Genomic DNA, 26306 nt, shown 5'->3' on the forward strand with positions numbered 1-26306 from the left:
TATCTGTACAGTATAAATCTGCCATAAAAAAACCGCATATATTTCTATGCGGTTTTTCAGTTTATTTAGTACAGTAACTATGCAGCGAATAAATATGCAACGAATATATTAATATTTGTTTTCTACACGCCAGTCATCTACTTCACGCTCTGCGTCTTCTTTAGCATGACCGTAACGCTCTTGTACGCGGCCTACTAGCTTGTCACGGCTACCTTCGATATGGGTAAGATCGTCGTCTGTTAGCTCAGCCCATTTTTGTTTAACTGAACCTTTCATTTGGTTCCATTCGCCTTTTAGAGTATGTTCGTTCATTGTATTCTTCCTTTTATTGAACTTATTGTATTTGATCTATTTTTTTAATCACTATTTTGGTTTTTATTTCACGATATCGATTACTGATACTACTATTTAATTTTTATTCTAATTGTATTGCACAAGAATAAAGGATCGGTTCCAAATATCTTGTTATATTAAATATAGGATTTTTCAATTCAGCTGTCTGTATATGCTATGTTTACAGTGTTACTTAAATATAATGAGCGTTTACTAAGTGTTATCTGCAAGGCTGCTGTAGTAGTACCACGTAAATTACGTTTACTATGCGTGATAGTAATTTCTTCTATGAACTTGTTTTTTATATAAATATTAAGAAAAAAATATTATTTATCCAAAAATACTTATGTAAATAAGAAAGCAGAGACTCAAAAATAGAGTAGCTGCTTTTTTATTATCCTTGAAATTAATTAAAATTTATTTCGTCGAATATTTATTCAAATACTGATGATAGCGTTTGGTGAGTTTCTTTATTCGTATACGATCAGAAATTAATGAGAAAATTGGCGACGCATTTGGTTTGGGTGATTTTCCTTGCCCCATGCGCTGTAATTGTCGCTTGATGACCGCCATTGTAGCAACTGCACTTAAGGTTTTATCTTTCCAGCGTACCACAGGATTGTGAGCACTAAGCGTACTATCATTTTCCCAGTCATTCGGTAGAGCAGGGTTCATGCTAATGCGGTTCCCATACCAACCACGTCAATCCCTTGCGCCAGTACATCTTCTGCGACAGCCAATCGCCTAACGCCACCTGTCGTCATGATAGGCATTGTAGCAACTTGAGCAATCTCTTTTGCGAAATCTAAAAAGTAAGCTTCTCGTTGCAACGTGCGACCATCTGCTGTGCTGCCTTGCATGGCTGGGCTTTCGTAGCTGCCACCTGATAGTTCAACCAAATCTACGGCCAATTCATTCATCGCTGAAATAACCACTTTGGCATCATCTGCATCAAATCCTCCGCGCTGGAAATCGGCTGAGTTTATCTTCACAGCGACTGCAAAGGTAGGCGCAACTTGAGCACGAACGGCTTTGATTACTTCGATCAATAGTCGCATACGATTCTTAATCGAACCGCCGTATTTATCTTTACGTTTATTGGTAAGCGGTGATAAAAATTGAGAAATTAGATAGCCGTGAGCGGCATGAATTTGTACACCATCGAAGCCAGACTGTTCTGCTTTTAGTGCACTATCGGCGAACCGCTGTATCAGTTGCTCGATATCTTGCTGCGTCATCGCACGAGGTTTGCCAAATAGATGAGAGTGCTTGCCCAAGTCAATTGCCACGTCAGAAGGTGATAGCACATCACCGCCCATGGCAGCATATACTTGACGGCCAGGATGATTGAGCTGCATCCAAACCTGCGTATTGTTGTGCTTGGCAGCATTTGCCCACGCTCTAAAAGGCGCTATCTCACTGTGTTTGTCTAATACGACACCGCCAGATCCTGTCATAGCGCGGCCATCAACCATCACGTTTCCAGTGATTAACAGACCTGTCCCGCCTTCTGCCCAGTTTTTATATAGACGGAGCAGAGTAGGGCCAGGGACTTGACCGATATCAGCCATGTTTTCTTCCATGGCAGCTTTCGCTAAGCGGTTGGGTAATGTAGCGCCACAAGGCAGCACTAAAGGGGAGAATACAGGTGATGTCATGATGGTGGCCTAGAAATGGTTGTTTTGTGAAGCATGAGTTCTACTATGGGTTTGGCTATAGACATATGGTTTAAATGACTATAACCTTATAGCTAAGATATTCGCTGTCGGTAATTGACCATTATCACCACATTTTTTTGGCACAATAGCTCCTAAGGTAAATTACTGGTGTGTCGATATAATTATCTATTGAATAGGAATACCTTTGCATTGAATGTATTAGCTCCAGATTTGACAGTCCCAGTAGAGTCCAAACGTGAGCTGGCGAAAGCTAAGACTCGGCGTGCGTTATTAAAAAGTGCCTTGCGGTTGTATAGTTTGGAAGGTGCTCAGGGCATGAGCATGAATAAAGTTGCCAAAGGTGCAGGGATTGCACAGCCCAGTTTTTACAATCATTTTGAGAGCCTAGAGGCGCTGCAAAACGAGCTGAGCACCCAACTAAAAGACAATTATCTATCCCCGATGCGACTGGCATGGGTCAATATGCTCAAAGATTATGATGTGTTGAGTAAAGATCAGTTTAATCAGCAATGTCGACAATGCCTGATTATGATTTTTGATTCTGCATTTGAGAATATCGCATTGTTTCAACACTTACTCGAAGACCGTCCTAGATTTAGTGACAGTATAGAAAACCAGTCATCATTAAATAATGGACTGGGCAATCTGATTACCGAAATACAAGAAGAATGGACAGAGATATTTATTCAGGGATTACAGTTATCCAATCGTACTTGCGAGCGTAGTGCTGTCAATCTATGCGTCGATATGGCGGCGGCACAGGTACATGAGTTGATATTGGGCTGTCATCAGCAGCGTTACTCAAGACAACAAGCGATTGCCACGTTGAGTATCAGTTTTGACGCACTGTTCGCCAATTTTTTTGCACGGAAGCAATACTAGTCAGTAGTGATAATAAGCAAAAATTATTGTCATGAAGCCTAGAACAAAAAACACAACAGGGAGAGTGACTATGGCCACAACCACGGCTGCACCAACGTTAGGCGAAGCGCAAACGCATTTTAGAACTTGTACATTGTGCGAGGCGATGTGCGGTGTCGAAATAAAACATGATGGCGAAAAAGTCTTGTCGATTAAAGGGGATAAAAACGATCCCTTTTCGCAAGGCTATATTTGTCCGAAAGCCACTGCTTTACAAGATTTGCATGAAGATCCTGACCGTTTGCGTCAGCCGGTAGAAAGAACGGCTGACGGTTGGAAATCTATTAGTTGGCCAGAAGCGTTGGATAAAGTTGCTGCAGGTATTCAATCCATACAGCAAAAGTATGGTCAAAATGCGTTGGGTGTTTATTTGGGTAATCCTAACGTACATAACATGGGCGGTATGTTGACCATCAAACAACTGCTTACCAGTTTAAAGACGCGCAGTCGTTTTTCTGCCACTTCTATCGACCAGCTGCCGCATCATATTATTAGCATGCATCTGTTTGGTCACATGCTGCGCATTCCAGTTCCTGATGTCAATAACACACAATACATGCTGATCATCGGTGGCAATCCGCTGGCTTCCAACGGCAGTATCATGACTGCGCCTAACATGCGTCAAAAGCTAAAAGATATCAAAGCGCGCGATGGCAAGGTAGTGGTGGTTGATCCAAGACGTACTGAAACTGCCGACATCGCTAGTGAGCACCACTTTATTCGTCCAGCGACGGATGTATTGCTGCTATTAGCCATGCTCAATGAAATCTATACGCAAGGCTATGCAAAGCTCGATACTAGAGTGGCTGCCTTGGCACCAGAGATCGATCGACTTGCTTTGTTTGCTGAACAATATACGCCTGAGTCAGTGGCAGATATCACGGGTATTACCGCAGCCGAAATCAAACGTATCGTCAAAGAGTTTTGTGAAGCGGAAAGCTCTGTTTGTTATGGCCGTATGGGTATCTCGGTGCAAGAGTTTGGTTTGCTGAGCCAATATCTATCTATGGTCATTAATATCGTCACGGGTCGTTTAGATGAAGTGGGCGGACTCATGTTCCCAAATCCTGCCGTCGATGTTGTGAACAGCTCAGGCCCAGGCTATTTGGGTAAACGTCATAGCCGCGTCAGCAACTTGCCAGATTTTAATGGTGAGTATCCAGTGGTTGCGATGGCAGATGAGATGTTAGTCGAAGGGGAAGGCCAGTTAAAAGGATTCGTTACGGTCGCTGGTAATCCTGTTTTGAGTACCCCAAATGGTGAAAAGTTGGATGAAGCATTATCTCAGTTAGAGTTTATGGTTTCGCTTGATTACTTTGTGACTGAGACCAGTCGCCATGCCAATATTATTCTGCCGCCTGTATCGCCATTAGAGCGCGACCACTATGACATTACTTTTAATGGTTTTGCCGTGCACAATGTCGCCAAATATTCGCCTGCTTTGTTTGATAAAACTGACGATACCAAGCATGATTGGGAGATTTATTTAGGACTGGCAGATCGCTTAGACAAAGATGCGCCAGAAGCAACGCAAAAAGAACGTGCCGCGACAAAAGCCTTTGGTCCTAAGTTCTTGTTAGAGCAAGGTCTAAAGTATGGACCTCATAAAGACGTGACATTCGAAGCCTTAGTCGAAAACCCACATGGTATTGATTTAGGTCCGTTGCATCGGATGTTGCCAGAGGCTATTAAACACGCTGATAAACAAATTCATCTTCATGTCGATTTTTATCAGTCAGATTTGGCACGTGTTAAAGAAATGGTGCAACAGTACAACAGTAATGAGATTGTGCTAATCGGTCGTCGTCATGTACGTAGTAACAATTCATGGTTGCACAATAGCCATCGATTGGTAAAAGGTAAATCTCGCTGTACATTGATGTTGCATCCGCAAACGGCAGCGCAGCATGGCATTGCAGACGGTCAAGATGTCAGAGTAACTTCTCGAGTGGGTAGCGTGGTCATTGCAGCAGAAGTGACGGATGAGCTGATGCCAGGAGTGGTCAGTATCCCGCACGGCTTTGGTCACGGCCGCAAAGGGGTTAAGCAAAAGATTGCTCAAGCGCATGCAGGTGTCAGCGTTAATGATTTGACTGATGAAACCCTAATTGACCAATTAAGTGGCAATGCGGCAGTTAATGGTGTGCCTGTACAACTGGAAGCGCTTGAATCAGCAACAGATGACGCATTGGCTACCGCATCATAAACCTTGATGAATAGCGTAATCACTTAAGAATTGTCCTAAAATAAAAAGAAGGCGCTTACTATAGGTAAGCGCCTTCTTTTTTGCACAAAATTTTAATCTATCGCTTATCCGATTAAGCACTTATACCAATAAAGTCAAAATCAACGCTAGGTATTTCGCCCTGTATCAATAAGCTAATGGCTTTTGCAGAACCACAAGAATGTGTCCATCCCAATGTACCGTGTCCGGTGTTGAGCCATAGATTGTCAAAAGTCGCTGAAGCCTTACGACTGCCATGTTTGACTTGACCACAGTGCGCGCGTCCAATTAAAGGTACGTTCGATGGGGTCATCGGGCGCAGTCCTGTCCAATATTGCACCGAGTTTGCGATGATGCCTTTTGGAAATAATTGCTGCACACGCCGAGTGATGGCTTCACAGCGCGTAGCATTTAGGTCTAGGTTATAGCCATTGAATTCAGCCGTACCAGCGACTCGCAATTTGTCACCCAGTCGTGAGGTGACCAGCTTAAATTCATCATCAATCAAACTAACAAAAGGTGCTAAGTGGGGTGCGCGCGGATTCACCGTATACGTAGCCGAATATCCCTTTGCTGGAAAAATAGGCACATGAATATCTAGTGGTTTTAAGAGAGGAACGCTATAGCTGCCAAGCGCGACCACATGACTATCAGCCGTAAAAGTCTGCGCATTTTCGCCTTTTGGACGGATAGTAATACTGTGTACATGCGGACGGGCAGAGTCGGTATCGGTATTGAGCGCTAAAATTTCGGTATCATATAAAAACTGTACGCCAGCATCGATACAACGCTGCGCCAAGCGCTGGGTAAACAGGTGCGCATTGCCAGACTCATCACGACTGGTATAAGTCGCTCCAGTGAGCTTATGCGCAATTGGGTAAAGCGCTGGCTCTAAATTGACAGCATTGTTAATATCAATCACATGGCGCTCACAACCAAGCGCTTGCATGCGTTCAGTTGGTTCGATAGCCGCATCAAACTCTGCCTGATTGGTATAAAAATGCATGATACCGCGTGTTTGCTGCTCGTAGTTGATGCCAATATCCGCGCGTAGCTGTTGTAAGGTATCTCTTGAATATAGACCTAGGCGCACCATTTGCACCAGATTGGCATCGGCTCTATCGGCGCGGCACTCTTGCAGAAACTGCATGGCCCATTTGAGCTGAGCTTTATCAGCGCGCAAACGATACAGTAGCGGAGCATCTTCTTTAAACAACCACTTGAGCGCTTTCATCGGGGTCGCAGGGTTGGCCCAAGGCGTGGCATGTGAGACAGATATTTGACCGCCGTTGCAAATGATGTTTGCATACCTGCCGCTGACTCGCGTTCAATCACGGTCACATCATAGCCTGCCTGACGTAGATACCATGCGGTGGTCACGCCCACCACGCCTGCTCCGAGTACCGCAATATGTGTCATAGGATTCTCTATGCTCATGTTAGTCATGACGGTAACTCTTTATTGAACTACCGTCACCTTTGCTGCGTCGCTTGCCTGATTCGATGTGCTTTTATTTTGGGCGTGCGACATCTACTTGTAGGGCAGCTGGCAAGTCCAATATGCTCAAATCACTCTCTGCCAATTGTTCAGGGCGTGCCACGACCAAAGCGGTAAAGCCATCATCATTTTTCATCGCATTGACTACTTGGATTTTATCGAGCTTGTCGCCTGCGCTTGGTGCTGCACCGGTGCCTTGTACATAGTGCAAAAATGCTTTGGGTGCAGATTTAAAGTAGATGCGAGCGATGACTTCTTGGCCTAAGTAGCAGCCTTTATCATAGTCCATGCCGCCGCGTTGATGTAGACGCAGCTCTTGCGGTTGGAATTCACCTTGAGTCGCGGCTACGATCCAATAGTTACCAGTGGCAATACTGCATTGCATCCAAGCTTGTGTATCCTCAGTCGTATTATGGTCGTCTTTATGACTAAAAGTTGGTACATTATCAAGGACACAAGGATAAATTGGTGTCGGCGCGCTGGTTTCAAATTTAGAAAATGCACCATATTTTTTTAAGGTGGGCTTGTAGAGCATCCGCGCAGTCAGCACTAATGACCACATCATATTGCTTTTCTGCTTGTTTCTTAATCCAAATACCAAATTCAATGCGTCCCTTTAAATTACCAATGGCAGCAGCTTGATAGCTGAGGCCAAGCTTAGTGACATCACAGGTCAATTGTCCTTGAAAGAATTTTTCGGCATCCTCGCCTTGAATGGTTAATTGTGAAAACTGCGGCAGTGCTGATGTGTCTGGAGACTGAGTCATTGTTATTATCCTTCTGATGAGAGCTTATTTATTAGGGCATATCCCTAATTCAAATGTTTATGACTAAATGGGCTAAAAATGGATATATCTTTAGCAAACGGCGTCAAATAGCTAGCCAATAGCTCGATATTACCCGCGCTATTTTCCTTGTTTACCTGCGATTTATCTCATTTTTATCGCCATTTTTAAAATAGGGACACGCCCTAATATAGAGGGTAAATCGAAGTGATAAAAAAATTATACGGGCACTTTTATCATTGACAGTATATGTGCACATTAAACTAAATGAAGCTAAGAAGAGTACCACAAAAAAACCCTGTCATAAAAAAACGTCATCAATAAGCGATGAGTTAAGTGTTAAATTGGGCATAGCGTTTGATTTTCAAGCGTACAAATTGGTTAAAGATGGTGAGTTACGGTACAATATCAGCTCTACAATTAACCTAATGTACGATGGCTGCCGAGGAAATAATGAGCTTACCAAATTGCCCTAAATGTGATGCTGAATATACGTATGAAGATGGTGCGTTACTGGTATGTCCTATGTGTGCTCATGAATGGACGGCGGCTGAGACTGATGCAGCGCAAGCTGAAGACCAAGACGCAGTTATTCGTGATGCTGTTGGCAATGAGCTACAGGACGGCGATGCGGTGACGGTCATTAAAGACCTAAAAGTCAAAGGCTCTTCAATTGTAATTAAAGTAGGGACGAAAGCGAAAAGTATTCGCCTGTTGCCAGATGCTACTGACGGTCATGATATCGACTGCAAACTTGATGGCTACGGACCAATGAAGCTTAAGTCTTCTGTGGTCAAAAAAGCTTAAATTGTAAAAACTTCTTGAAAGATTCAATAATAAACAAATATAAAATAGACGCTCAATCACAAAACATTGTCGTTATAAATGTCGCTATAAGTAGAGAATAATTATGAGTACTAAAAACGAACAGCTCTTTGCACAAGCACGTAAACATATCCCAGGTGGTGTTAACTCGCCAGTTCGCGCCTTTGCAGGAGTTGGTGGTACGCCAATCTTTATGCATCGTGCCAATGGCAGCAGAATTTATGATACCGAAGACAATGCCTATATCGATTATGTTGGCTCGTGGGGCCCAATGATTTTAGGTCATGCGCACCCAAAAGTCATCGATGCGGTGAAAAAAGCCGCTGATGATGGTTTGAGCTTTGGCACACCAACGCCGTTTGAAACCACCGTTGCTGACAAGATTTGCGAAATCGTGCCTAGTGTTGAAATGATTCGTATGACTAGCTCTGGTACAGAAGCGACCATGAGTGCGATTCGCTTAGCACGTGGTTATACTCAGCGTGACAAAATCGTTAAGTTTGAAGGTTGCTACCATGGGCATTCAGACAGCTGCTAGTAAAAGCAGGGTCGGGCATGCTTGATATTGGTGAGCCAACGTCTAAAGGCGTGCCTGCAGACTTTGCTAAGCATACCATTACGATTCCTTATAATGATCCGCAAGCGATTAAGGACTGCTTTGAAAAATGGGGTGAAGAAGTCGCCTGCGTTATCTTAGAGCCTATCGCTGGCAACATGAACATGGTTATCCCGACACAAGAGTTCCATGATACGTTGCGCGCAGAATGTACGGCTAATGGCGCAGTATTGATTTTTGATGAAGTCATGACTGGCTTCCGCGTTGGTCTTGGCGGTGCACAAGCACATTTCGGTATTGACCCAGACTTGACTTGTTTTGGTAAAATCATCGGTGCTGGCTTACCTGTTGGTGCTTTCGGTGGTAAAAAAGAAGTGATGTCTTGCATCGCGCCACTTGGCGGTGTCTATCAAGCTGGTACATTATCAGGCAATCCACTAGCGATGCGCGCTGGTATCGCTATGTTTGAGGACTTAACCGCAGAGGGTTTCTACGACGAGTTAGCAGCGAAAGTTGATCACCTAGTGGATGGTTTCCAAGCAGCAGCTGATAAACATGGCATCCATCTACGTACCAATAAGCTGGGTGGCATGTTTGGCATGTTCTTTGTTAAAGACAATGAAACTGACACGCCAAAGAACTTCGATGACGTGACAGAGTGTGACATGGACATATTTAATACTTTCTTTCACGGCATGCTAGATCGCGGAATTTATTTGGCACCGTCTGCTTATGAAGCAGGCTTTATGTCAATCAAGCATAGCGATGAAGATATTGATGTGTCAATCAAAGCGGCTGATGAGATATTTGCAGAAATGGCAAAAGCATAGTTTAGCCATGTAAGTTATTAGCTAACTAAAAAGTTAAAGCTTAAAAAAACCAGCAAGGTCATCCCGTGATCTTTGCTGGTTTTTTTGTTTATCGATATCTTATTTATAATCATATTGGGAATAATATAAAGTATTTTTGAAGATTGTTTGTATAGACATTAGCGTGACTGATGCTTATACAGTTCTTGCCTGCGCATCCGAAAAACAGACAATAAGTTATGATATTCTGAGGTAAACCCAGACAATTGAGCAAGGATGCAAACGAATGAGTACCAGTACTTCTAGCAATACCGCGCCATTATGGCAAGCCACTTACGACCAATACGGCCTAGACAATCATTTGAATGTATTGGAAGGTAAGCAAAATCTGATTGACTTACTGCAACCAAAGATTGAGCAACATAGTGAATTTCCAGCTTTTAGTATGGGTGCGGCGTCGCTCACTTTTGGACAGTTAAACATTGCTAGTCGACGTTTCGCTGCTTTTTTTACAAGCGCAAGGTATTGAGAAGGGCGATCGCATAGCGGTACAACTGCCAAATATACTGCAGTATGCCGTGGTACTGTTGGGTTGCCTACGTGCAGGTGTGGTATTGGTCAATGTCAATCCCATGTATACCCAATATGAATTGGCACATCAGCTCACTGACGCTCAAGCCTGTGGTCTAATTGTGCTAGATGGTATGAGCACTGCTTATGAGCAATTAGATGACACAGTCAAAGCGCAGTTAAAATGGGTGGTCAGATGTTCCATTGATCTTAGCATTGCTGATAACGACATTGCCTTGCTCAGTCAAATTGGCACAGCACAATCTGCGAACGCAGATGAGCAAACACATGCCTCGACCAAATCATCAAATGAGTCATCACAGCACAACATAATGTTTGCACATATTATGCAGGCCTATGATGCAGAAGCGTTTAAAGCCGTTACGATTGTACGTGAAGATTTGGCCCTACTGCAATATACAGGCGGTACGACTGGCAAGCCAAAAGGCGCCATGCTAACTCATTATAATGTCATGGCCAATGTCTGCCAGTGCTACGCGATGTTTGGTAAAACGATTGAAGCCAATCGTAGCGAGCAGATTAAAATACTTAATCCCTTACCGCTTTATCATATTTTTTCGTTTACGGTCTGCGGCTTGCTAGGTCTTTATGGCGGCTGGGAAGATATATTGGTCACTAATCCACGTGATATCGATGGTTTAGTGAATACCATTGAACAGCACGGACCTCATGTTATCCCTTCAGTGAATACATTATTCATTGGCATGCTGCATCATCCAAAATTCGCTAGTCTAGATTTTAGTCGTTTAGCCTTATCTATCGGTGGCGGCACAGCGATTATCAAAGCGGTTTCTGATCAATGGCAGCAAGTGACAGGTATGATTATTAGCGAAGGCTATGGTATGTCTGAGACGGCACCCGTTATTTCTTTCAATCCGTCTGGCATTACAGAGTTCAATGGTAGCGTCGGACTGCCGCTTGCTTTGACAGATATCCATATCATTGATGAGAATGGGAATACGTGTCCAACAGGTACAAGGGGTGAGGTCTGTATCAAAGGGCCACAGGTCATGCGCGGTTATTGGCAGCGCGCCAATGCAGATACTTTCACCCCAAATGGCTACTTTAGATCAGGTGATATCGGCGTAATGAATGATGAGGGGTTTTTGACACTCGTCGACCGTAAAAAGGACATGATACTGGTATCAGGATTTAACGTATATCCCAATGAAGTAGAGGCTTCATTGACTGAACATCCCAAAGTGCTCGAAGTCGCTGTAGTCGGGGTGGCAGATGACCATAGCGGAGAAGTACCAAAAGCATTTGTGGTCAAAAAAGATGCGAATCTCACCGTAGAAGAGCTACAAGACTTTGCGAGTAAGCGCCTAACTGGCTATAAGCGTCCACAGTCCTATGAGTTTATCGATGAGCTACCTAAGACTGCTGTTGGCAAAATTTTGCGTAAAGAACTGAACTGCGATAAGTGAGCAGTGTATTTCACTTATAAGAGTGACATCGAGATAATTCTTAAAATAAACAAAAACAGGGCTGCTATTTTTAGCAGCCCTGTTTTTGTTTATTTAACTTATATGACGACTAAACGTTATCTTGTTTTATCAAACTTGCGATCTCTCAAGCTAAGATTGCCTCGTAGCACATCGCTATACATACGAAAATCACTGACAAAGCTTTTCAATGGAAACTTAAAAGAAGCGGGTTTGTTTTTTTCAAAGAAAAAGTGTCCAACCCATGCACAGGCATATCCAGCAGCAATACCCTTTACCAAAGGTTTGGCTGAGCCAGTTTTGACAGACTTTGCCAGTCCTAATAAGCCAAAACTACTGCCTGCGAAATGTAGGCGGCGACAGGCCATGTTTTGATGCTCATCTAAGTAAAAATCATAAAATGCCTGTTTGGGCGAGTTTTCAGTTTTTACCATGTCTTTTTTTAGCGCTACTGATGGGGGTTTCAGCATTTTGGGTTGCGTCTTTTGTCGTGGTCTGATTCATATGACTAGCTTCCTTGCTGGTGAGGTTGATAACTACTAATTGCGGATGATTTTTAACCGATTAGTTGGTGGCTTTTGAAGTAAGTGATACGGATAAAAATTCTGTAAATAACGGTTTTTTATCATGATATTGATAGCTTTCAATGTAGCAAACCGATATACGTAACACAAGCGCTAGATGCTGAGTCGATACCTGTCAGCTCATAGGGTGGTCTCCGATGTTCCCGCTATAGTTTTGCATCGCTTGCGAGTGTTTAGCATAAATGCTTTAATGACAAAATTGCCCTGGTTTTTGTGGTTACTACTTTTTTTCTATACATGTGATTTTATAACTATATAGCACGTGATTTTGGTAAACTATCCACTCTCTCTAACACGGTGACAACTTGTCCTATGCCTATTGACTACCTTACGAATCCGCAATTGGCGATGATGAATGATGGCAGCCATCGATATTGGTTCCAACAGTTTCCATTTAGCTATTGCTCGTCTTGACCACGGGGAAGTGCGAAAAGTAGTCTCGATGTCTGAAAAGGTACAGCTCGCCGCCGGTCTGGACGAAAATAATATTCTAAGTGCAGCCGCTGAGCAGCGGGGTCTTGATTGTTTAAGCCGCTTTGTGGCGCGTTTGGATTCAGTACCACCAGAGCGTATTCGTGTGGTCGCGACTAATGCGCTGCGTCAAGCCAAAAACGCCAACGACTTTATTTCCCGTGCCAATAAAATCTTGCCAAAACCTATTGAGATTATTGCGGGCCGCGAAGAGGCGCGATTGATTTATTTGGGCGTCTCGCATACCAACGAGAGTAGTGATAAACGCTTGGTTATGGATATTGGCGGTGGTTCGACAGAGTTTATTATTGGTCAAAATTTTGATCCATTATTGACTGAAAGCTTACAAATGGGCTGCGTTTCTTTTACCCAAAAATTCTTCGCTGATGGTCTGATTACTAAAGAAGCTTTTAATAGTGCGATTTCAGGTGCACGCAAAGAAGTCTTAGCGATTAATGGTCGCTATCAAAAGACAGGCTGGAGCAGTGTGGTTGGTTCAAGCGGTACGATTAAAGCGGTGCGTAATGTCCTAGTGTCAAAGGGTTGGGCCGATGAGCAAGAACGCATTACCTATAAAGGTGTCAAAAAGTTAGAGAAATTGCTGATCAAGATTGGCAATATCGATGATATCGAGTTAGAAGGCGTCAAAGAACATCGTAAAGCTGTATTTCCTGCTGGTGTGGCAGTACTGCGTGCAGTAATGAAAGTATTAGGCGTTGAAACCATTACCTACTCAGATGGTGCGTTACGTGAAGGCGTTATGTACGATATGCTTGGCCGTTTTGCTAGTGAAGATGTGCGTGACCGCAGTGTATTGGCGTTAATCAAGCGTTATTCAGGAGACAAAAAGCAAGCCAAGCAAGTGGTGAAAACCAGCCGTCATTTATTTGAACAAGTAAAAGACAAGCTTGCGCTGTCCAATGATGATTGCGACTTGCTCAGACGTGCTGCTTTCTTGCATGAGATAGGGCTGGCAATCAGTCATAGTAGTTATCACAAGCACAGTGCGTATTTACTTGAATACTCTGATATTCCAGGATTTTCGCAAGTTGATCAAAAACGCATGGCGCAGTTGATGCTCAATCATCGCCGCAAGCTCAAAGCCGATATGCTAGAGCAGACTTGTCAGATTGGCGGTGATCAGTTGGTTTATCTCTGCTTATTGTTGCGCCTCGCCGTACTGGCACATCATAGCCGCAGTGATTACGCGCTACCAGAGCTAGAATTAAAGGTAGTCGCTGAAAACAGTTGGCAAATTACCTTAGCGGATAGCAGTGAACATTATGCGTTCTTGCTCGCAGACTTGCGTACTGAGATTGACCAGTTTGCTAAATGGGGCGTACAGCTTAGTGTGATTGAAGCTCAAGAGGCTGAGACTCCAGAGGTTGAGCAGTTACCATTGTAAGTACCGGGTTAAAGATTAACGTAACAAAAGCGGCGTTGTCGATAATGTCATGCTATTTAAGATGTGCTACTATAGCTCCTATTGAGTTTACAACTGTACTTTCATTATCTGAATACGGATAACGATATTATTCTTAAACATAAATACATTAAGTATAATTATTAAAGGGAAGCGTCTATGAGCACTGTCTGGGATAGTGTGCAGCTTGCACGACACGCCAAGCGTCCATTATTTATGGACTATGTTAATCAGCTTTTTACCGAATTTGACGAGTTGCATGGCGACCGTGCTTTTGCCGATGACAAAGCCATTCTAGGTGGTCTTGCACGTTTTGATGGTCAGCCTGTGATGGTAATTGGTCAGCATCGTGGTCGTAGCACCCGTGAGCGTATTGCTCATAACTTTGGTATGGCCAATCCTGAAGGCTATCGCAAAGTGATTCGTTTGGTCAAAATGGCTGAGCGCTTTAACATTCCAGTGATGACCTTTGTGGATACCCAAGGTGCTTATCCTGGTATTGGCGCAGAAGAGCGCGGACAGGCGCAAGCGATTGCAGAAAGCATCGCTGTGTTTTCTAGTCTGAAAGTGCCTGTGATTGTGACTATCATTGGTGAAGGTGGCTCAGGCGGCGCATTGGCAATTGGTTGGTGATAAAGTAAATATGCTACAAAATAGCATTTACTCAGTGATCTCGCCAGAAGGCTGTGCTTCTATCCTCTGGAAAACCGCTGAGAAAGCACAAGATGCTAGTGAAGCGCTAAAACTAAACGCCATTAACCTTTATCAAATGGGTTTGATTGACGCTGTCATCGAAGAAGGCGAGGGCGCACATGTGCAGCCACAACCTGTAATGAATGCCTTAAAAGCATTAATCACTGAACAGCTCGATGAAATTAAAGACTTAGATCCTCAAGAGCGTTGTGAGCTACGTTATGAAAAGCTAAAGTCTTTCAATTCAGAAGTGATGCTGCCTGCTTAATTGGTTGTTATGGCGCTTTCGTTAAGTCACTATTATTAATAATGGGCTTTTCATATTAGAGCCTGAGTCTTAGTGCTAAAATAAAAACGTGTCATTTAATGGCACGTTTTTTATGGCTGTTAGTATATAAAGCATCTAACGTAACTAAGAATAAGGCTGAATATGACCAGCAGCGCAATCATCTCGCATCCTATTAAACCAATTGCTGATTTGCCAGTTGATGAGACACTAGAAACCGCCTTATTGAACAGTATGTCTGAGTATAGTGATCAGTTGCATGGTCGCCGTCTTTGGCTGGCATGTAGTGGTGGACGTGATTCATTGGCACTTGCAGCGCTGTGTGTGCAGCTCTACCGACAAGGTAAATTGCCATGTCTGCCGCAGCTGTTACATGTCGATCATGGGTTACAGTCGGATAGTTGGCATTGGGCTAAGCATGTTGCCAACTGGGCGCAAGCGCAGCAGATACCTTGTCGCATTTTACAGGCACAAGTGAACGGACATGATGAGCAGGCCGCTCGGCAAGCACGCTATAATGTTATGCGAGCTCATATCAATCAAGACGATGTATTGCTATTAGCGCATCACGCTGATGACCAAGCCGAAACGGTATTGATGCGGCTCATTCAAGGCGCTGGAGTCAATGGTCTCTCTGGTATGCAGCCATGGCGAGTGCAAACACAGGGCGTACAGTACAATATCCTGTGGCGACCTTGGCTCACGATACGACGAGTCACTATTAGCGCCTACGCCAAGCGCTTAGAGCTGCCTTATATAGATGATCCTACCAATGACAGCGGCGACAACGTACGTAGTGGGCTACGCTGCGATATCATGCCAATACTGGCTACATACAATCCTAATGTTATTGATAATATTGCTCGCAGCGCTCAGCTGTTAAGTGATGCACAGGATACAATCAATTCTCAAGCTATGCAGGATGTGCAGCAGACAGAAAATACAGACCTGCAACTTTTACCCGCACAGCGCGTACTAGATATCAATGCGTTGCAAAAGCTACCCATGTATCGTCAGCGGCAATTATTGCACTATTGGCTCGGTCAAGATGAGCCGTTACCACCTGCTAAGCAACTCGTCGATGATGTGCTAACTCTCAGCCAACGTGACGACCAAGATCATCAGACAGAACTGTTTTGGCAAGGTCGTAAGGCATCTTATACCATTCGCCGCTATCGTCAGCAGCTCTATCGTATGAGTAGCGGGTGGCTGTCTTGGCTGAAGTTACCACTGACCGAGCAGGTGCTGCCACTATCCAGACTGACCTTATCTAGTAACTTATCTAGTCATTCAGCTAATAATTTAACATCACTCACCATACGTAGCAGTGATCGTTATACTTGGCAGTTGCAAGTAAAAGCAGATGCGCTGGTACGATTGTTAGAAAATAGTGCGGGCGGTATAGCACAGCAGGCAGTGTTAAAAATAGCACCGTTAGACCGTAAGCAACGGTTAAAAACTAAGATGGCTGCGCGTCCACAAGCAGGAAAAAAACTGTATCAAACGCTTGGGATTCCACTATGGCTACGAGGAAGCTTGGTTGTGGTTAGCATTACCTTTATAAATGAATTCGAAGATGGAAATGATATACAAACTGATATCCCTCTATTACTAGCGTCACCATTTGAGAGTTGGCTCTTGAGTTCTGAGCAGACGGGTAACGATACCGATAGCGATGCTAAAAGCAATCAATTGGCTGAGTACATTGCAAGTGAGCTTAGTCTAAAATAAAAAGTGTCAAAAGTTTAATATCCGTTGGCTGACTCATTGATTTTTATCAGGTTGATGTCAGGCGTGACATTTTGAATTTATCAAACGGTAATAGTGGCAGTATGATAAACTGAGTGTCATTTTACATATCAGTATGTTAAGTTGAATACCTTTGAATTTTGTGACTAGGAGACAAGTATGTCGGTATTAGATAATAAAAAAATCAGTTTTATTGGTGGCGGAAACATGGCACAAGCGCTCATTAGCGGGCTTGTGGGTTGCGGCATCAAACCAAATCTAATCACGGTCGCCGATCCTAGCAGCGATGCACGTGAGCAATTAGCCGCCAAAGGTCTAAATACTGTTGATCCAATGGCTGATCCAAAGTCTGCTGTGATCGGTGCGGATATCGTGGTGCTAGCAGTCAAACCACAAATGATGAAGGTGGTCGTTGGTGCTTTTGCTGATGTGCTAGACAATCAATTGGTCATTTCAGTGGCGGCAGGCTTGTCGACTGATCTTTTATCAAACATGTTGGGCGGCTATAGCAATATCGTCCGTGCAATGCCAAACACGCCTTCTATGATTCAAATGGGTGCGACTGGCTTTATGGTACAGATAACATTTCAGCAGAACAGAAGCAGCTAGCAACGGCCGTTATGGAAGCCTCAGGTTTGGTCATGTGGGTTGATGACGAAGAACATATGCATGCGGTCACAGCCGTATCAGGTTCAGCGCCAGCGTATATGTTTTACTTCATTGAATCGATGGTCGATGGGGCAGTTGCATTAGGGTTAGATAAAGAACAAGCCTCAGCACTTGCTATGCAGACCATGTTAGGTGCTGCAAAAATGGCGATGAACAGTGATGATGCGCCAGCTGAGTTACGCCGTAAAGTGACTTCACCGAACGGTACTACTCAGGCAGCGGTCGAGTCAATGCAAGCAAATGAGATTGGTCGTCAAATCAGCGAGGCCATGCAAGCTTGCTATGATCGTAGCCAAGCGTTAAGTGAAGAGATGAGTAAGTAAACACTGACAAGGTGTGCTGTGAGTCACCACTGACGACACACCTTATGTAATCATCAGCATCTGATAATGACATTTGTCATCCTAGAATCTGTTAATAATGTCACATTGAGTAGCACTTCATGAACAACATGTTATTTCAAATTTTTGATTTGGTCACCACATTCGCTATGATGCTGGTGTTTATTCGTTTTATGTTGCAGTTTGCAGGGATGGATGCGAGCAATCCGATGATTGCACCTGCTTATAAAGCGACGCATATCGTCGATGTGTTCGGGCGTATTTTTCCGACTGTTGCACAGGGTCGTATTAGCATTGCCGCTATCGTGCTGATGTTTTTGATTCGTCTAATCGACATTTCTGGAAAAGCCGCATTGACGCATAAAGGTATTGCCCCTGTACCGCTATTCTTTACGGGTACGACTAGCTTATTGTTAGACTTTTTACGCATGTGTCGCTATTTAGTGATTGGTTCTATTATCGTTAGCTGGATTGTGGTGTTTACCAGATCTGAGCATCCGATTATTGGCATTATTATTAATTTGGCTGAGCCTATTTTGGCCCCGTTTCGTCGTATCACGCCGAATTTAGGTATGCTCGACTTATCGCCAATGGTGGCTTTCTTAGCATTTTATTTGCTGGAGATATTCATCGGTGGTTTGGCCGCGAGTGTGTTGCCAACCTTGGGTTAAGTCTAATCAAATTTAAAGACTGTCATAAAAAGGCGTTCTATAGAAATATAGAGCGCCTTTTTTTATGTCTGCTACTTGGGTAAGCTATTGCTTTGTAAATATTCTAAAAACGAACAAAGCGATTTGGTATGAGCTGAGCTTGCGCATCATCAGGATGCGGTGCATCAGCTGCCCGCAATGTCTGGGTAATCCAACTGTCTGCGGCTTGCACAGCATCGATGAGAGCATCGCCTATTGCCAAGCGTCCAGCGATAAAGCTGGCAAGTGAACATCCTGAGCCATGGAACTCACCCTCTAAGCGCGGCAAGGTGCTTTTATGGACCATTTCGCCCTGTATATATAAGTACTGCTCTATATCACCACTATCAAAATCATGTGAGGTCTTTACTAATACCGCATGAGCGCCTTGAGCACATAGCTTTTTCGCACCGACATGCAGGTCTTGCTCACCGCTAAGCGCTCGTAGTTCATGAGTATTTGGAGTAATTAAAGTAGCATAGGGCAGCAATTGTCTAAAGGCGCTAACCAGAGTTTTTTTTCATCGCCCAAGCTGCCACCGCTATTTGCAACTAGTACAGGGTCTAAGACAAATGGCGTATCCTTATCGATAACTTGATCAGCAAATAGTTCAGTCAACATTGCGATGTTATCAGTGGTGCCTAGCATACCTGATTTGATAGCACTAACAGGTAAGTCATCAAGTACTGCAGTAGCTTGGGATTTTACCAATGATGCGGCACAAGCCTCAAAGCCAAATACCTGCTGTGAGCTCTGGATAGTGACCGCTGTACACGCGATGGCTGCATGTGCCCCTGACTGTCCAATGGCCTCGATATCCGCTTGTAATCCAGCACCGCCTGAAGGTCTAACCCTGAAAAACACAGTACGACAGGTCGCATAACAGCTCCTTTTGAGATATTTTAAAGTAAGTGATAAATACTATAGCCACCTACTACTAAAAAAATCTATCATAGTCTTATGCTTGTGGATGGGGCATAAAACGGTAGAATGAGTAGACCTAATATTAATAAGCAGTTTGGTCGTTAAATTTAGCAATGATATGCCGCAATTTTCCGTATAAAAATGCAATATAAGTACTTATATTTATAATTTTGATAAAAGCCGCATTAAATCTGTAGACAACGCTTGCAATTCGTTTCGGCTTTGTTATAATACTCGCCCACGACATGAGACGTATTGTTAGCATCAATACTATGTTTATAGAAATTTTATAAATGTCTTGAATCGTTAGGTGAAGTGGGTGAGTGGCTGAAACCAGTTCCCTGCTAAGGAACCATACGTGTAAGCGTATCGAGGTTCGAATCCCTCCTTCACCGCCATTTATTCAGTTGTTATTAGAGTAATAACGCAATATACTGCGTTAAACATTTTAATAATTAATTCAAAAAAATAATTTTTTTAATTAAAAAAAGATGTTGACACAAGCGATATTATCTATATAATGACCAACCTAATTTACTGCAAAAGATATTATCTGCGCAGTGGATAAAGTGCAAAATACGCGCCTGTAGCTCAGTTGGATAGAGCACTTGGCTACGAACTAAGGGGTCGGGAGTTCGAATCTCTCCAGGCGCACCATTTGCATAATAGCTTAATTTAAGCTGATAAAACATTAAAATAATCGCCTGTCTTATGACAATTGGCGGTTTTTTTATGTCTGTAACTTTCACCCTTCTACTTATTTATTCTTCGACCATCTCTTGTATGTAGCATGATTGGACAGCCATCTACGATTTTAGGCCATCTACGATGTTAAATAGTCATCTAGGATAATGTACGATAGCCCCACCATTTACGGTACAATAGCGTTACTATTCACTGCTTGCTATGAGCTTGTACCATGTCAAAAAGTCCATCTAAACGTCCGTCAAAAACGACTCGCAAATCAAAGCCTCAATCTAGTGCGCCTGTACAGCAAGATCCTAACGAAGAGCCAACCATCGCTAAGCCTATGATTCGTGTCGTGGCGATTCTCTATGATGGTATGCTGATTTTGGCATTACTGTTTTTGGTCGGTACTATATTGACTGTGGTGGGTACACTGTTGACCATGGAGACGGGTACTGAGTCCTCACAAGCTCAGTCACTGCCGCTCTGGTATCAGAACGCCATTATGACGCCATCGTTTGTACTAACACTTGTGGCATTCTACGGAATATTTTGGCGCCGTGGTGGTCAGACATTAGGTATGCAGACGTGGCGATTAAAAACGATTAATGATGCAGGCCAATGGCTAACGTGGGGTCAGTCGTTTAAGCGTATTTTGGCCGCTTGTTTGATGCCGTTGATTTTCGGCATTATTGGCAGTCTTATTGATGGGTCACGCGCAGCCTTATTGGCCAGCGCGTTTCTTGGTTTGGTATTCAACTATGTGTTCTGTCTGTTCAACCCTCGCGGTCTGGCGGTACAAGATATGCTGTCCAACACCATCACCCTAAAAATGCCAAAAGTGGCACATGAAGGGCTATGGCGCGGTTTTAAAAATCGTAAGAAAAATCTTAATCTGATTTTATTGACGTAACAATTTTTATTAACCTAGTAACTCTTATCGACGTGATAATTTAGTTGTAGCACTGCTCAGCTGGTTTAGCCTAAACAGTTACATACTAACGCTTTGAATCAGCCATGCGGTGTAGCCCATAAAGAACAGCACCAACGTAGCACCTGACGTACGACCGAATTGGCGCTTTGTTTTAAAGGCAAACACGCATAGTGTCACTAGCAATATCGTCAATAGTCCCATTGCCATTACATCACGCGATAGAATCACTGGGTCGGCGGCAATAGGAGCGATGACCGTTGCCAAGCCGACAACTGCCAAAGTATTGAAAATATTAGAGCCGATGATATTGCCGAGCGCCATATCATGCTCGCCTTTACGAGCTGCTGACAGGCTCGATACCAGTTCAGGTAATGAGGTCCCAACGGCGACAATCGTTAGACCAATGATAAGCTCACTAAGCCCCCATAGCGTTGCCAACTCGACAGCACCCCAAACGATAGCGCGTGAGCTGGCTACGAGCATCAGCATACCGATAATTAAACTGACAAGACCACGCGTTACGCTTGGTTCTAGCTTTTCTAAGCTCTCTGAGTTATTTAAGTGCTCTAAGTTATTTGAGTGCGCTGAGTCAGCACTAGCCACGACTACATCGTCTTCGTGCTCATGATAGCCTTCGCGTATACTCATTATGATCTGTAGTCCTAAAACGGCGACCAACAAAATCAACAATACGATACCATCAGCTTGGCTCAATGTCCCATCACGTAGCTGCCAAGCGGCGATGACAGTAATCAGTAGCAGCAAGGGCAAGTCGCGCTTTACGATGCTTCTACGGATGATAATAGGGCTAATCAATACGGTTGCACCGAGTACCAATGCGATGTTGATGATATTTGAGCCATAAGCGTTACCTAGAGCCAGCTCAGGGCTGCCTTCTATCGCTGCTAGTACTGATACCACCATCTCAGGCGCTGACGTGCCTATACCCAATATTAAGACACCAATTAAGAAGCTAGGCACACTAAACTTCTTTGCTAGTGCTGTCGCCCCATCAATAAAGACATCGGCACTCCAAACTAAAATTGCTAACCCAATCAGTATTGCAAGCGCGGCCAACCACATCAGTATGTTTCCTTATATATGATGAAAAATGTGAATTTGATAAATAAAAGTGGCATAAAAAAAGCCGAATCTTGATTTAGATTCAGCTTTCCCTTTAGCATCGAGATTTTTAGTAATAATAGCAGCTAATTCAAAGATGTAACTTTGTGTTTATCTTAAATTTACCAAAACCTCACCATCCTGTCATATTAAGCAACTTGTACAGGAATGATATTTGCAGTGTCTTTTACAGTGTTGTCTTCGTTGCAATAGACCAGTTTTGGCTGATACGTTGACGCTTCAACTTCATCAAAATGCGCGTAAGCACAAATGATAACGATATCGCCCAAATCTGCCATATGAGCCGCAGCACCATTTAATGAGATAATACCAGAGCCCGCCTCAGCACGGATAGCATAGGTGCGAAAGCGCTTACCGTTGGTCACGTTATAGATATCAATAGATTCATTTTCGCGTAGACCAGCAAGATCTAATAGATCGCCGTCGATACCGCAAGAGCCTTCATAGTGAAGTTCAGCGTGGGTAACACGGGCACGGTGTAATTTGCATTTAAGCATATTAAGTAGCATAGGTTGGTTCCTTGGCGTAACTGATATTAATTAACTAAATCAAAAGGTTAATGGGGATAAAACTGCCAAAATAAAAGGTCATTATCATTGAATGACTATATTATTCTGGTAATTTAAAGCCATTAATTTGTGAACGTGCTTTTTCGACCTCTCCATCTAGCAATAAGGGGAGCGCTTCAAATGCCGCCGTCAATGCGCTGTCAATGGCGATTTGCTCATCGGAAGACGCTTTTGAGAGGACATGTCCACTGACTTTGGATTTGTGACCAGGATGACCGATACCCACACGCAGACGATGAAAGTCATTACCGATATGCGGCGTGATATCACGTAGGCCGTTGTGACCACCATGTCCACCGTCTGTTTTGAGTTTGATACTACCAGCTGGAATATCGAGCTCATCATGAGCAATCAACAATTCATCATTTTTGATGCCATAGAAATTTACCATAGGCACCACTGACTGACCAGATTTATTCATAAACGTCAGCGGCATAAGTAAACGCACATCAGACCCATGAATTTGCCCACGCCCTGTCACTCCATGAAACTTCTTATCAGGGAGAGCGTGATATTAAACTGCTGAGCCAAATGATGGACAAACCAAAATCCTGCATTATGACGCGTAAACATATACTGCTGACCAGGATTACCAAGACCGACAATAAGCTTTATGGCCATAAAAACACCCTGCTTGAATTTGATAAATAGGGGTAAGGTTTGAAGTACTGATAGACAGTTTATTTTCAAACCTTACTTACAAAAACAGCAGGAGATTTTAATCACCTGCTGTCTTATTGACTAAACGAATGTATCACTAACCAGCACAAAATAATGCACTAGTTAGAAACAGTTATTACTCGCTGTCTTTGTTTTCGTCAGTACCGTCGTTTTGCTCAGTTGCTGGTACTTCATCAGCATCAACGTCAGCATCAGCATCAACTTCTTCTACTGTTGGTGGCTGCATGTTAACGATAGTACGGTCATGACCGTCTTCTAGCTCAAGCTCATGGATAACAACGCCTTCAGGAAGTTTGATGTCTGATAGACGGAACAAATCACCGATTTCCATGCCAGACACATCTACTTCTAGGTATTCAGGAAGTTGTGATGGTAAGCAGATAACTTCGATATCAGATACTAGAGTAGATAGTACACCAGCAGCAGCAGTACCAGGCGCATCTTCACGACCAGTGAAATGAACAGGAACGTTCATGTGGATTTTCTGACCTTTTACAATGCGCTGGAAATCAGCATGCATTGGGAAGCCTTTAGCTGGATGGCGCTGCAAGTCTTTGATAACTGCTTGATGCTCTTCACCGTCAACGTTGATAGTCAAGATGTGTGAGAAAAACGCTTCGAATTCTAGTGATTTTACTAGTTCGTTAAGCTTAATAGAGATAGCTGTTGGCTCTTCGTTACCACCATAGATGATAGCAGGAACTAGGTTCTGCTTACGTAGGCGGCGGCTCGCACCTTTACCTTGTAGTTCAGCAGCACGATCAACGGCGTTTAGTTCAAAATGATTAATGCTCATGGATATAATCCTATAAAAAAAAGATGAAGTGTCTGGTCATAAAAAAAAGTGGATTTGCGACCAATCCACTAATACGTGATGATAGCTAATATTATCGTTACGAATAAAACTCGTAATGTCTAAGCTTAGCCATTTGCTTATAGCAGCGCTCGCTATGATAATTACTATAACGATGGTTGCTGTTAAGCATGATCAGCACTTTTGATAGTGCTGGCCTAATAAAAACAACGAAAAGGTCAGCACAGGCGCGCATTATACGTGATTCTGTAGCAATAATAAAGACCTACGTAAAACGCCTACACAAAACAAAGCGCCAAGTAAGGATACTTGACGCTCTGTTTTTTTAACTATTTAAGATGTCTTATGACAGTCATTGCTATTCAAAATTAACGCAATGGCTGTTTTAAAAATAACTGTATCAGATTAAGCGTCAAACATCGCGCTAATAGATTCTTCGTTATTGATACGGCGTAAGCTTTCAGCCAGCATCGGTGCAATACTTACCTGACGGATTTTGCTACATGCTTTGGCTTCAGCAGATAATGGAATCGTATCAGTCACAACCACTTCATCCAATGCAGATTCGCTGATGTTTTTTTAGTGCATTACCTGATAGGACAGGATGCGTGATGTAAGCTAAGACGCGACGTGCACCATTTTCTTTCAATGCTTCGGCCGCTTTACACAATGTACCTGCAGTATCGACCATATCATCAACGATAACGCAATCACGGTCACGAACATCACCGATGATATGCATTACTTGTGACTCATTGGCACGAGCACGGCGCTTATCAATAATTGCCATGTCGGTATCGCCTAACTGTTTGGCCATCGCACGTGCACGAACCACGCCGCCTACGTCAGGTGAAACAACCATGATATTGTCATAGTCTTGCTTTTGTAGGTCGTTTAGCAATACAGGTGTGCCGTAGATGTTGTCTACAGGGATATCAAAGAAACCCTGAATCTGATCTGAGTGCAAATCAACAGTCATTACGCGATCGATACTGACGATGTTCAGCATGTCAGCGACCACTTTAGCCGAGATAGGTACACGAGCTGAGCGTGGACGACGATCCTGACGAGCATAACCAAAATACGGCATGACAGCTGTGATACGGCCAGCACTAGAGCGACGCAAAGCGTCAGCCATCATCATGATTTCCATCAAGTTGTCGTTGGTCGGTGCACAAGTAGGCTGCATGATAAACACATCTTTACCACGTACGTGTTCTTTGATTTCCACGGCAATTTCGCCATCAGAAAAACGCGTGATGTCAGCTTTACCAAGAGGTATGTGAAGATGATCGGCTACGGTTTTTGCTAATTCTGGGTGGGCATTACCCGTAAAAATCGCCAAATAAGGCATGACAGAAGTCCTATTGATTGACTCAAGCAGCGACCGCTAAGCAGTGTCAAACTGCTCAAATTAAGAAAAGAGTGGTGAAGGTGTTGAAGTATACTATTACAGTAAAAAATGGCAGGGGTAGCTGGACTCGAACCAACGGATGTCAGGATCAAAACCTGATGCCTTACCAACTTGGCTATACCCCTGTAATGTCTAGGCTATGAACAACTGATATATAATAGCGACTAAGTAGTCGTTCTCAATATAGTGTCATGACCTGTCAGTTATCTAAAAAACGGATAAACCGTTTAAAACATAACTTTTCCCTAGCGGTGTCCATTGCGAACTATACCGAAACTGGGATAACGTTGTCAATGACAATAAGATAAGTGGCTGTCTATAAACCGCTTATACTCGATGTATCTCTAACGCTTCGTACTAAAAAAATGGCAGGGGTAGCTGGACTCGAACCAACGGATGTCAGGATCAAAACCTGATGCCTTACCAACTTGGCTATACCCCTATTGTGGCGACCTATTATAAGTAAATTTTCAGATTTTGCAAGTCATTTGCAGCTTTTTCTGGTATTTATTCATCATAGGTTACTGCTGGCGCTGTTTTAGCAAATTAAAATAGGCAATCCTACCGTTG

Annotated in this window: 18 protein-coding genes, 4 tRNA genes and 7 pseudogenes; 15 read left to right on the forward strand and 14 right to left on the reverse strand. The window is 43.4% G+C overall.

Annotation, left to right across the window (positions count from 1 at the left end; all coding sequences use genetic code 11):
- Positions 1 to 108: 108 nt before the first annotated feature.
- Together TT11_RS04395 and TT11_RS04405 are read right to left on the reverse strand one after the other, a co-directional pair.
- Positions 109 to 312 (reverse strand): CsbD family protein, encoded by a 204-nt coding sequence (locus TT11_RS04395; protein WP_057758006.1) that lies wholly within the window; start codon positions 310 to 312, stop codon positions 109 to 111.
- A 438-nt stretch (positions 313 to 750) separates the two neighbouring features.
- A pseudogene (locus tag TT11_RS04405) lies at positions 751 to 1991 on the reverse strand (NADH:flavin oxidoreductase/NADH oxidase family protein).
- Between the two features lie 210 nt (positions 1992 to 2201).
- On the opposite strand from TT11_RS04405, the gene TT11_RS04410 reads away from it, so the two are divergent.
- On the forward strand, positions 2202 to 2894 hold the full coding sequence (locus tag TT11_RS04410) for a TetR/AcrR family transcriptional regulator (RefSeq protein WP_261869203.1): 693 nt from the start codon (positions 2202 to 2204) through the stop codon (positions 2892 to 2894).
- A 70-nt stretch (positions 2895 to 2964) separates the two neighbouring features.
- The gene (locus TT11_RS04415) at positions 2965 to 5139 is read left to right on the forward strand and encodes a molybdopterin oxidoreductase family protein (protein ID WP_261869204.1); all 2175 of its coding nucleotides are present in this window, start codon (positions 2965 to 2967) and stop codon (positions 5137 to 5139) included.
- A 112-nt stretch (positions 5140 to 5251) separates the two neighbouring features.
- On the opposite strand, the gene TT11_RS04420 is transcribed toward TT11_RS04415, so the two are convergent.
- From TT11_RS04420 to TT11_RS04430, 3 genes and pseudogenes are all read right to left on the reverse strand, one after another.
- Positions 5252 to 6391, reverse strand: coding sequence for an FAD-dependent oxidoreductase (locus tag TT11_RS04420; RefSeq protein WP_261869205.1), 1140 nt, complete (start codon positions 6389 to 6391; stop codon positions 5252 to 5254).
- Positions 6388 to 6576 carry an FAD-dependent oxidoreductase gene (locus TT11_RS04425; RefSeq protein ID WP_261869206.1) on the reverse strand — a complete coding sequence of 63 codons (189 nt, stop codon included), beginning with the start codon at positions 6574 to 6576 and terminating at the stop codon, positions 6388 to 6390. Before TT11_RS04425 ends, TT11_RS04420 begins: the two co-directional genes overlap by 4 nt.
- Before the next feature lie 91 nt (positions 6577 to 6667).
- A pseudogene (locus TT11_RS04430) lies at positions 6668 to 7421 on the reverse strand (folate-binding protein YgfZ).
- A 471-nt stretch (positions 7422 to 7892) separates the two neighbouring features.
- Between TT11_RS04430 and TT11_RS04435 the strand changes: the two are divergent.
- The 4 genes and pseudogenes from TT11_RS04435 to TT11_RS04450 all read left to right on the forward strand — a co-directional run bounded on the left by TT11_RS04435 (position 7893) and on the right by TT11_RS04450 (position 11647).
- Complete coding sequence (locus TT11_RS04435; RefSeq protein WP_057758016.1) at positions 7893 to 8246, forward strand: zinc ribbon domain-containing protein YjdM; 354 nt, start codon at positions 7893 to 7895, stop codon at positions 8244 to 8246.
- Positions 8247 to 8349: 103 nt separating this feature from the next.
- Positions 8350 to 9650 (forward strand): annotated as a pseudogene (gene hemL, locus TT11_RS04440) (glutamate-1-semialdehyde 2,1-aminomutase).
- A gap of 265 nt (positions 9651 to 9915) precedes the next feature.
- A complete protein-coding gene (locus tag TT11_RS04445; RefSeq protein WP_261869207.1) occupies positions 9916 to 10158 on the forward strand; it encodes a hypothetical protein in 243 nt (80 codons plus the stop codon).
- The gene (locus TT11_RS04450) at positions 10112 to 11647 is read left to right on the forward strand and encodes an AMP-binding protein (protein WP_261869208.1); all 1536 of its coding nucleotides are present in this window, start codon (positions 10112 to 10114) and stop codon (positions 11645 to 11647) included. Before TT11_RS04445 ends, TT11_RS04450 begins: the two co-directional genes overlap by 47 nt.
- Before the next feature lie 116 nt (positions 11648 to 11763).
- Here TT11_RS04450 and TT11_RS04455 read toward each other — a convergent pair whose 3' ends face one another.
- Positions 11764 to 12099, reverse strand: a complete 336-nt coding sequence (locus TT11_RS04455; RefSeq protein ID WP_261869346.1) for a DUF962 domain-containing protein — start codon at positions 12097 to 12099, stop codon at positions 11764 to 11766.
- 505 nt (positions 12100 to 12604) lie between these two features.
- Here TT11_RS04455 and ppx point away from each other — a divergent pair.
- The 6 genes and pseudogenes from ppx to TT11_RS04485 all read left to right on the forward strand — a co-directional run bounded on the left by ppx (position 12605) and on the right by TT11_RS04485 (position 18552).
- The gene (ppx, locus tag TT11_RS04460; protein WP_261869209.1) at positions 12605 to 14125 is read left to right on the forward strand and encodes an exopolyphosphatase; all 1521 of its coding nucleotides are present in this window, start codon (positions 12605 to 12607) and stop codon (positions 14123 to 14125) included.
- A gap of 177 nt (positions 14126 to 14302) precedes the next feature.
- A pseudogene (locus TT11_RS04465) lies at positions 14303 to 15104 on the forward strand (acetyl-CoA carboxylase carboxyltransferase subunit alpha).
- Positions 15105 to 15266: 162 nt separating this feature from the next.
- Positions 15267 to 16853: a tRNA lysidine(34) synthetase TilS gene (gene tilS / locus TT11_RS04470; protein WP_261869210.1), complete on the forward strand. Its 1587-nt coding sequence runs from the start codon at positions 15267 to 15269 to the stop codon at positions 16851 to 16853.
- A gap of 177 nt (positions 16854 to 17030) precedes the next feature.
- Entirely contained in the window at positions 17031 to 17480 is a 450-nt protein-coding gene (locus tag TT11_RS04475; RefSeq protein WP_261869211.1) for a pyrroline-5-carboxylate reductase, read from the forward strand.
- Between the two features lie 11 nt (positions 17481 to 17491).
- Positions 17492 to 17863, forward strand: a complete 372-nt coding sequence (locus TT11_RS04480; RefSeq protein ID WP_261869212.1) for a pyrroline-5-carboxylate reductase — start codon at positions 17492 to 17494, stop codon at positions 17861 to 17863.
- Positions 17864 to 17991: 128 nt separating this feature from the next.
- Positions 17992 to 18552: a YggT family protein gene (locus TT11_RS04485; RefSeq protein WP_224737825.1), complete on the forward strand. Its 561-nt coding sequence runs from the start codon at positions 17992 to 17994 to the stop codon at positions 18550 to 18552.
- Between the two features lie 103 nt (positions 18553 to 18655).
- Here TT11_RS04485 and TT11_RS04490 read toward each other — a convergent pair.
- A pseudogene (locus TT11_RS04490) lies at positions 18656 to 19451 on the reverse strand (hydroxymethylpyrimidine/phosphomethylpyrimidine kinase).
- A 352-nt stretch (positions 19452 to 19803) separates the two neighbouring features.
- On the opposite strand from TT11_RS04490, the gene TT11_RS04495 reads away from it, so the two are divergent.
- The 3 genes from TT11_RS04495 to TT11_RS04505 all read left to right on the forward strand — a co-directional run bounded on the left by TT11_RS04495 (position 19804) and on the right by TT11_RS04505 (position 21094).
- A tRNA-Ser gene (locus tag TT11_RS04495) sits at positions 19804 to 19892 on the forward strand.
- A 182-nt stretch (positions 19893 to 20074) separates the two neighbouring features.
- Positions 20075 to 20151 (forward strand) — tRNA-Arg (locus TT11_RS04500).
- 262 nt (positions 20152 to 20413) lie between these two features.
- Positions 20414 to 21094, forward strand: coding sequence for an RDD family protein (locus TT11_RS04505; RefSeq protein ID WP_261869215.1), 681 nt, complete (start codon positions 20414 to 20416; stop codon positions 21092 to 21094).
- A gap of 78 nt (positions 21095 to 21172) precedes the next feature.
- Here TT11_RS04505 and TT11_RS04510 read toward each other — a convergent pair whose 3' ends face one another.
- The 7 genes and pseudogenes from TT11_RS04510 to TT11_RS04540 all read right to left on the reverse strand — a co-directional run bounded on the left by TT11_RS04510 (position 21173) and on the right by TT11_RS04540 (position 26178).
- A complete protein-coding gene (locus TT11_RS04510) occupies positions 21173 to 22198 on the reverse strand; it encodes a calcium/sodium antiporter (protein WP_261869216.1) in 1026 nt (341 codons plus the stop codon).
- 188 nt (positions 22199 to 22386) lie between these two features.
- On the reverse strand, positions 22387 to 22767 hold the full coding sequence (panD, locus tag TT11_RS04515) for an aspartate 1-decarboxylase (RefSeq protein ID WP_010196068.1): 381 nt from the start codon (positions 22765 to 22767) through the stop codon (positions 22387 to 22389).
- Positions 22768 to 22867: 100 nt separating this feature from the next.
- Positions 22868 to 23448: pseudogene (pth, locus tag TT11_RS04520) on the reverse strand (aminoacyl-tRNA hydrolase).
- Between the two features lie 175 nt (positions 23449 to 23623).
- Positions 23624 to 24304, reverse strand: a complete 681-nt coding sequence (locus TT11_RS04525) for a 50S ribosomal protein L25/general stress protein Ctc (RefSeq protein WP_101205141.1) — start codon at positions 24302 to 24304, stop codon at positions 23624 to 23626.
- Positions 24305 to 24727: 423 nt separating this feature from the next.
- Positions 24728 to 25676, reverse strand: a pseudogene (locus tag TT11_RS04530) (ribose-phosphate pyrophosphokinase).
- A gap of 109 nt (positions 25677 to 25785) precedes the next feature.
- Positions 25786 to 25861 (reverse strand) — tRNA-Gln (locus TT11_RS04535).
- Positions 25862 to 26102: 241 nt separating this feature from the next.
- Positions 26103 to 26178, reverse strand: a tRNA-Gln gene (locus TT11_RS04540).
- Positions 26179 to 26306 lie beyond the last annotated feature (128 nt).

It is taken from the genome of Psychrobacter sp. JCM 18901 (assembly GCF_000586435.1).
GTDB lineage: Bacteria > Pseudomonadota > Gammaproteobacteria > Pseudomonadales > Moraxellaceae > Psychrobacter.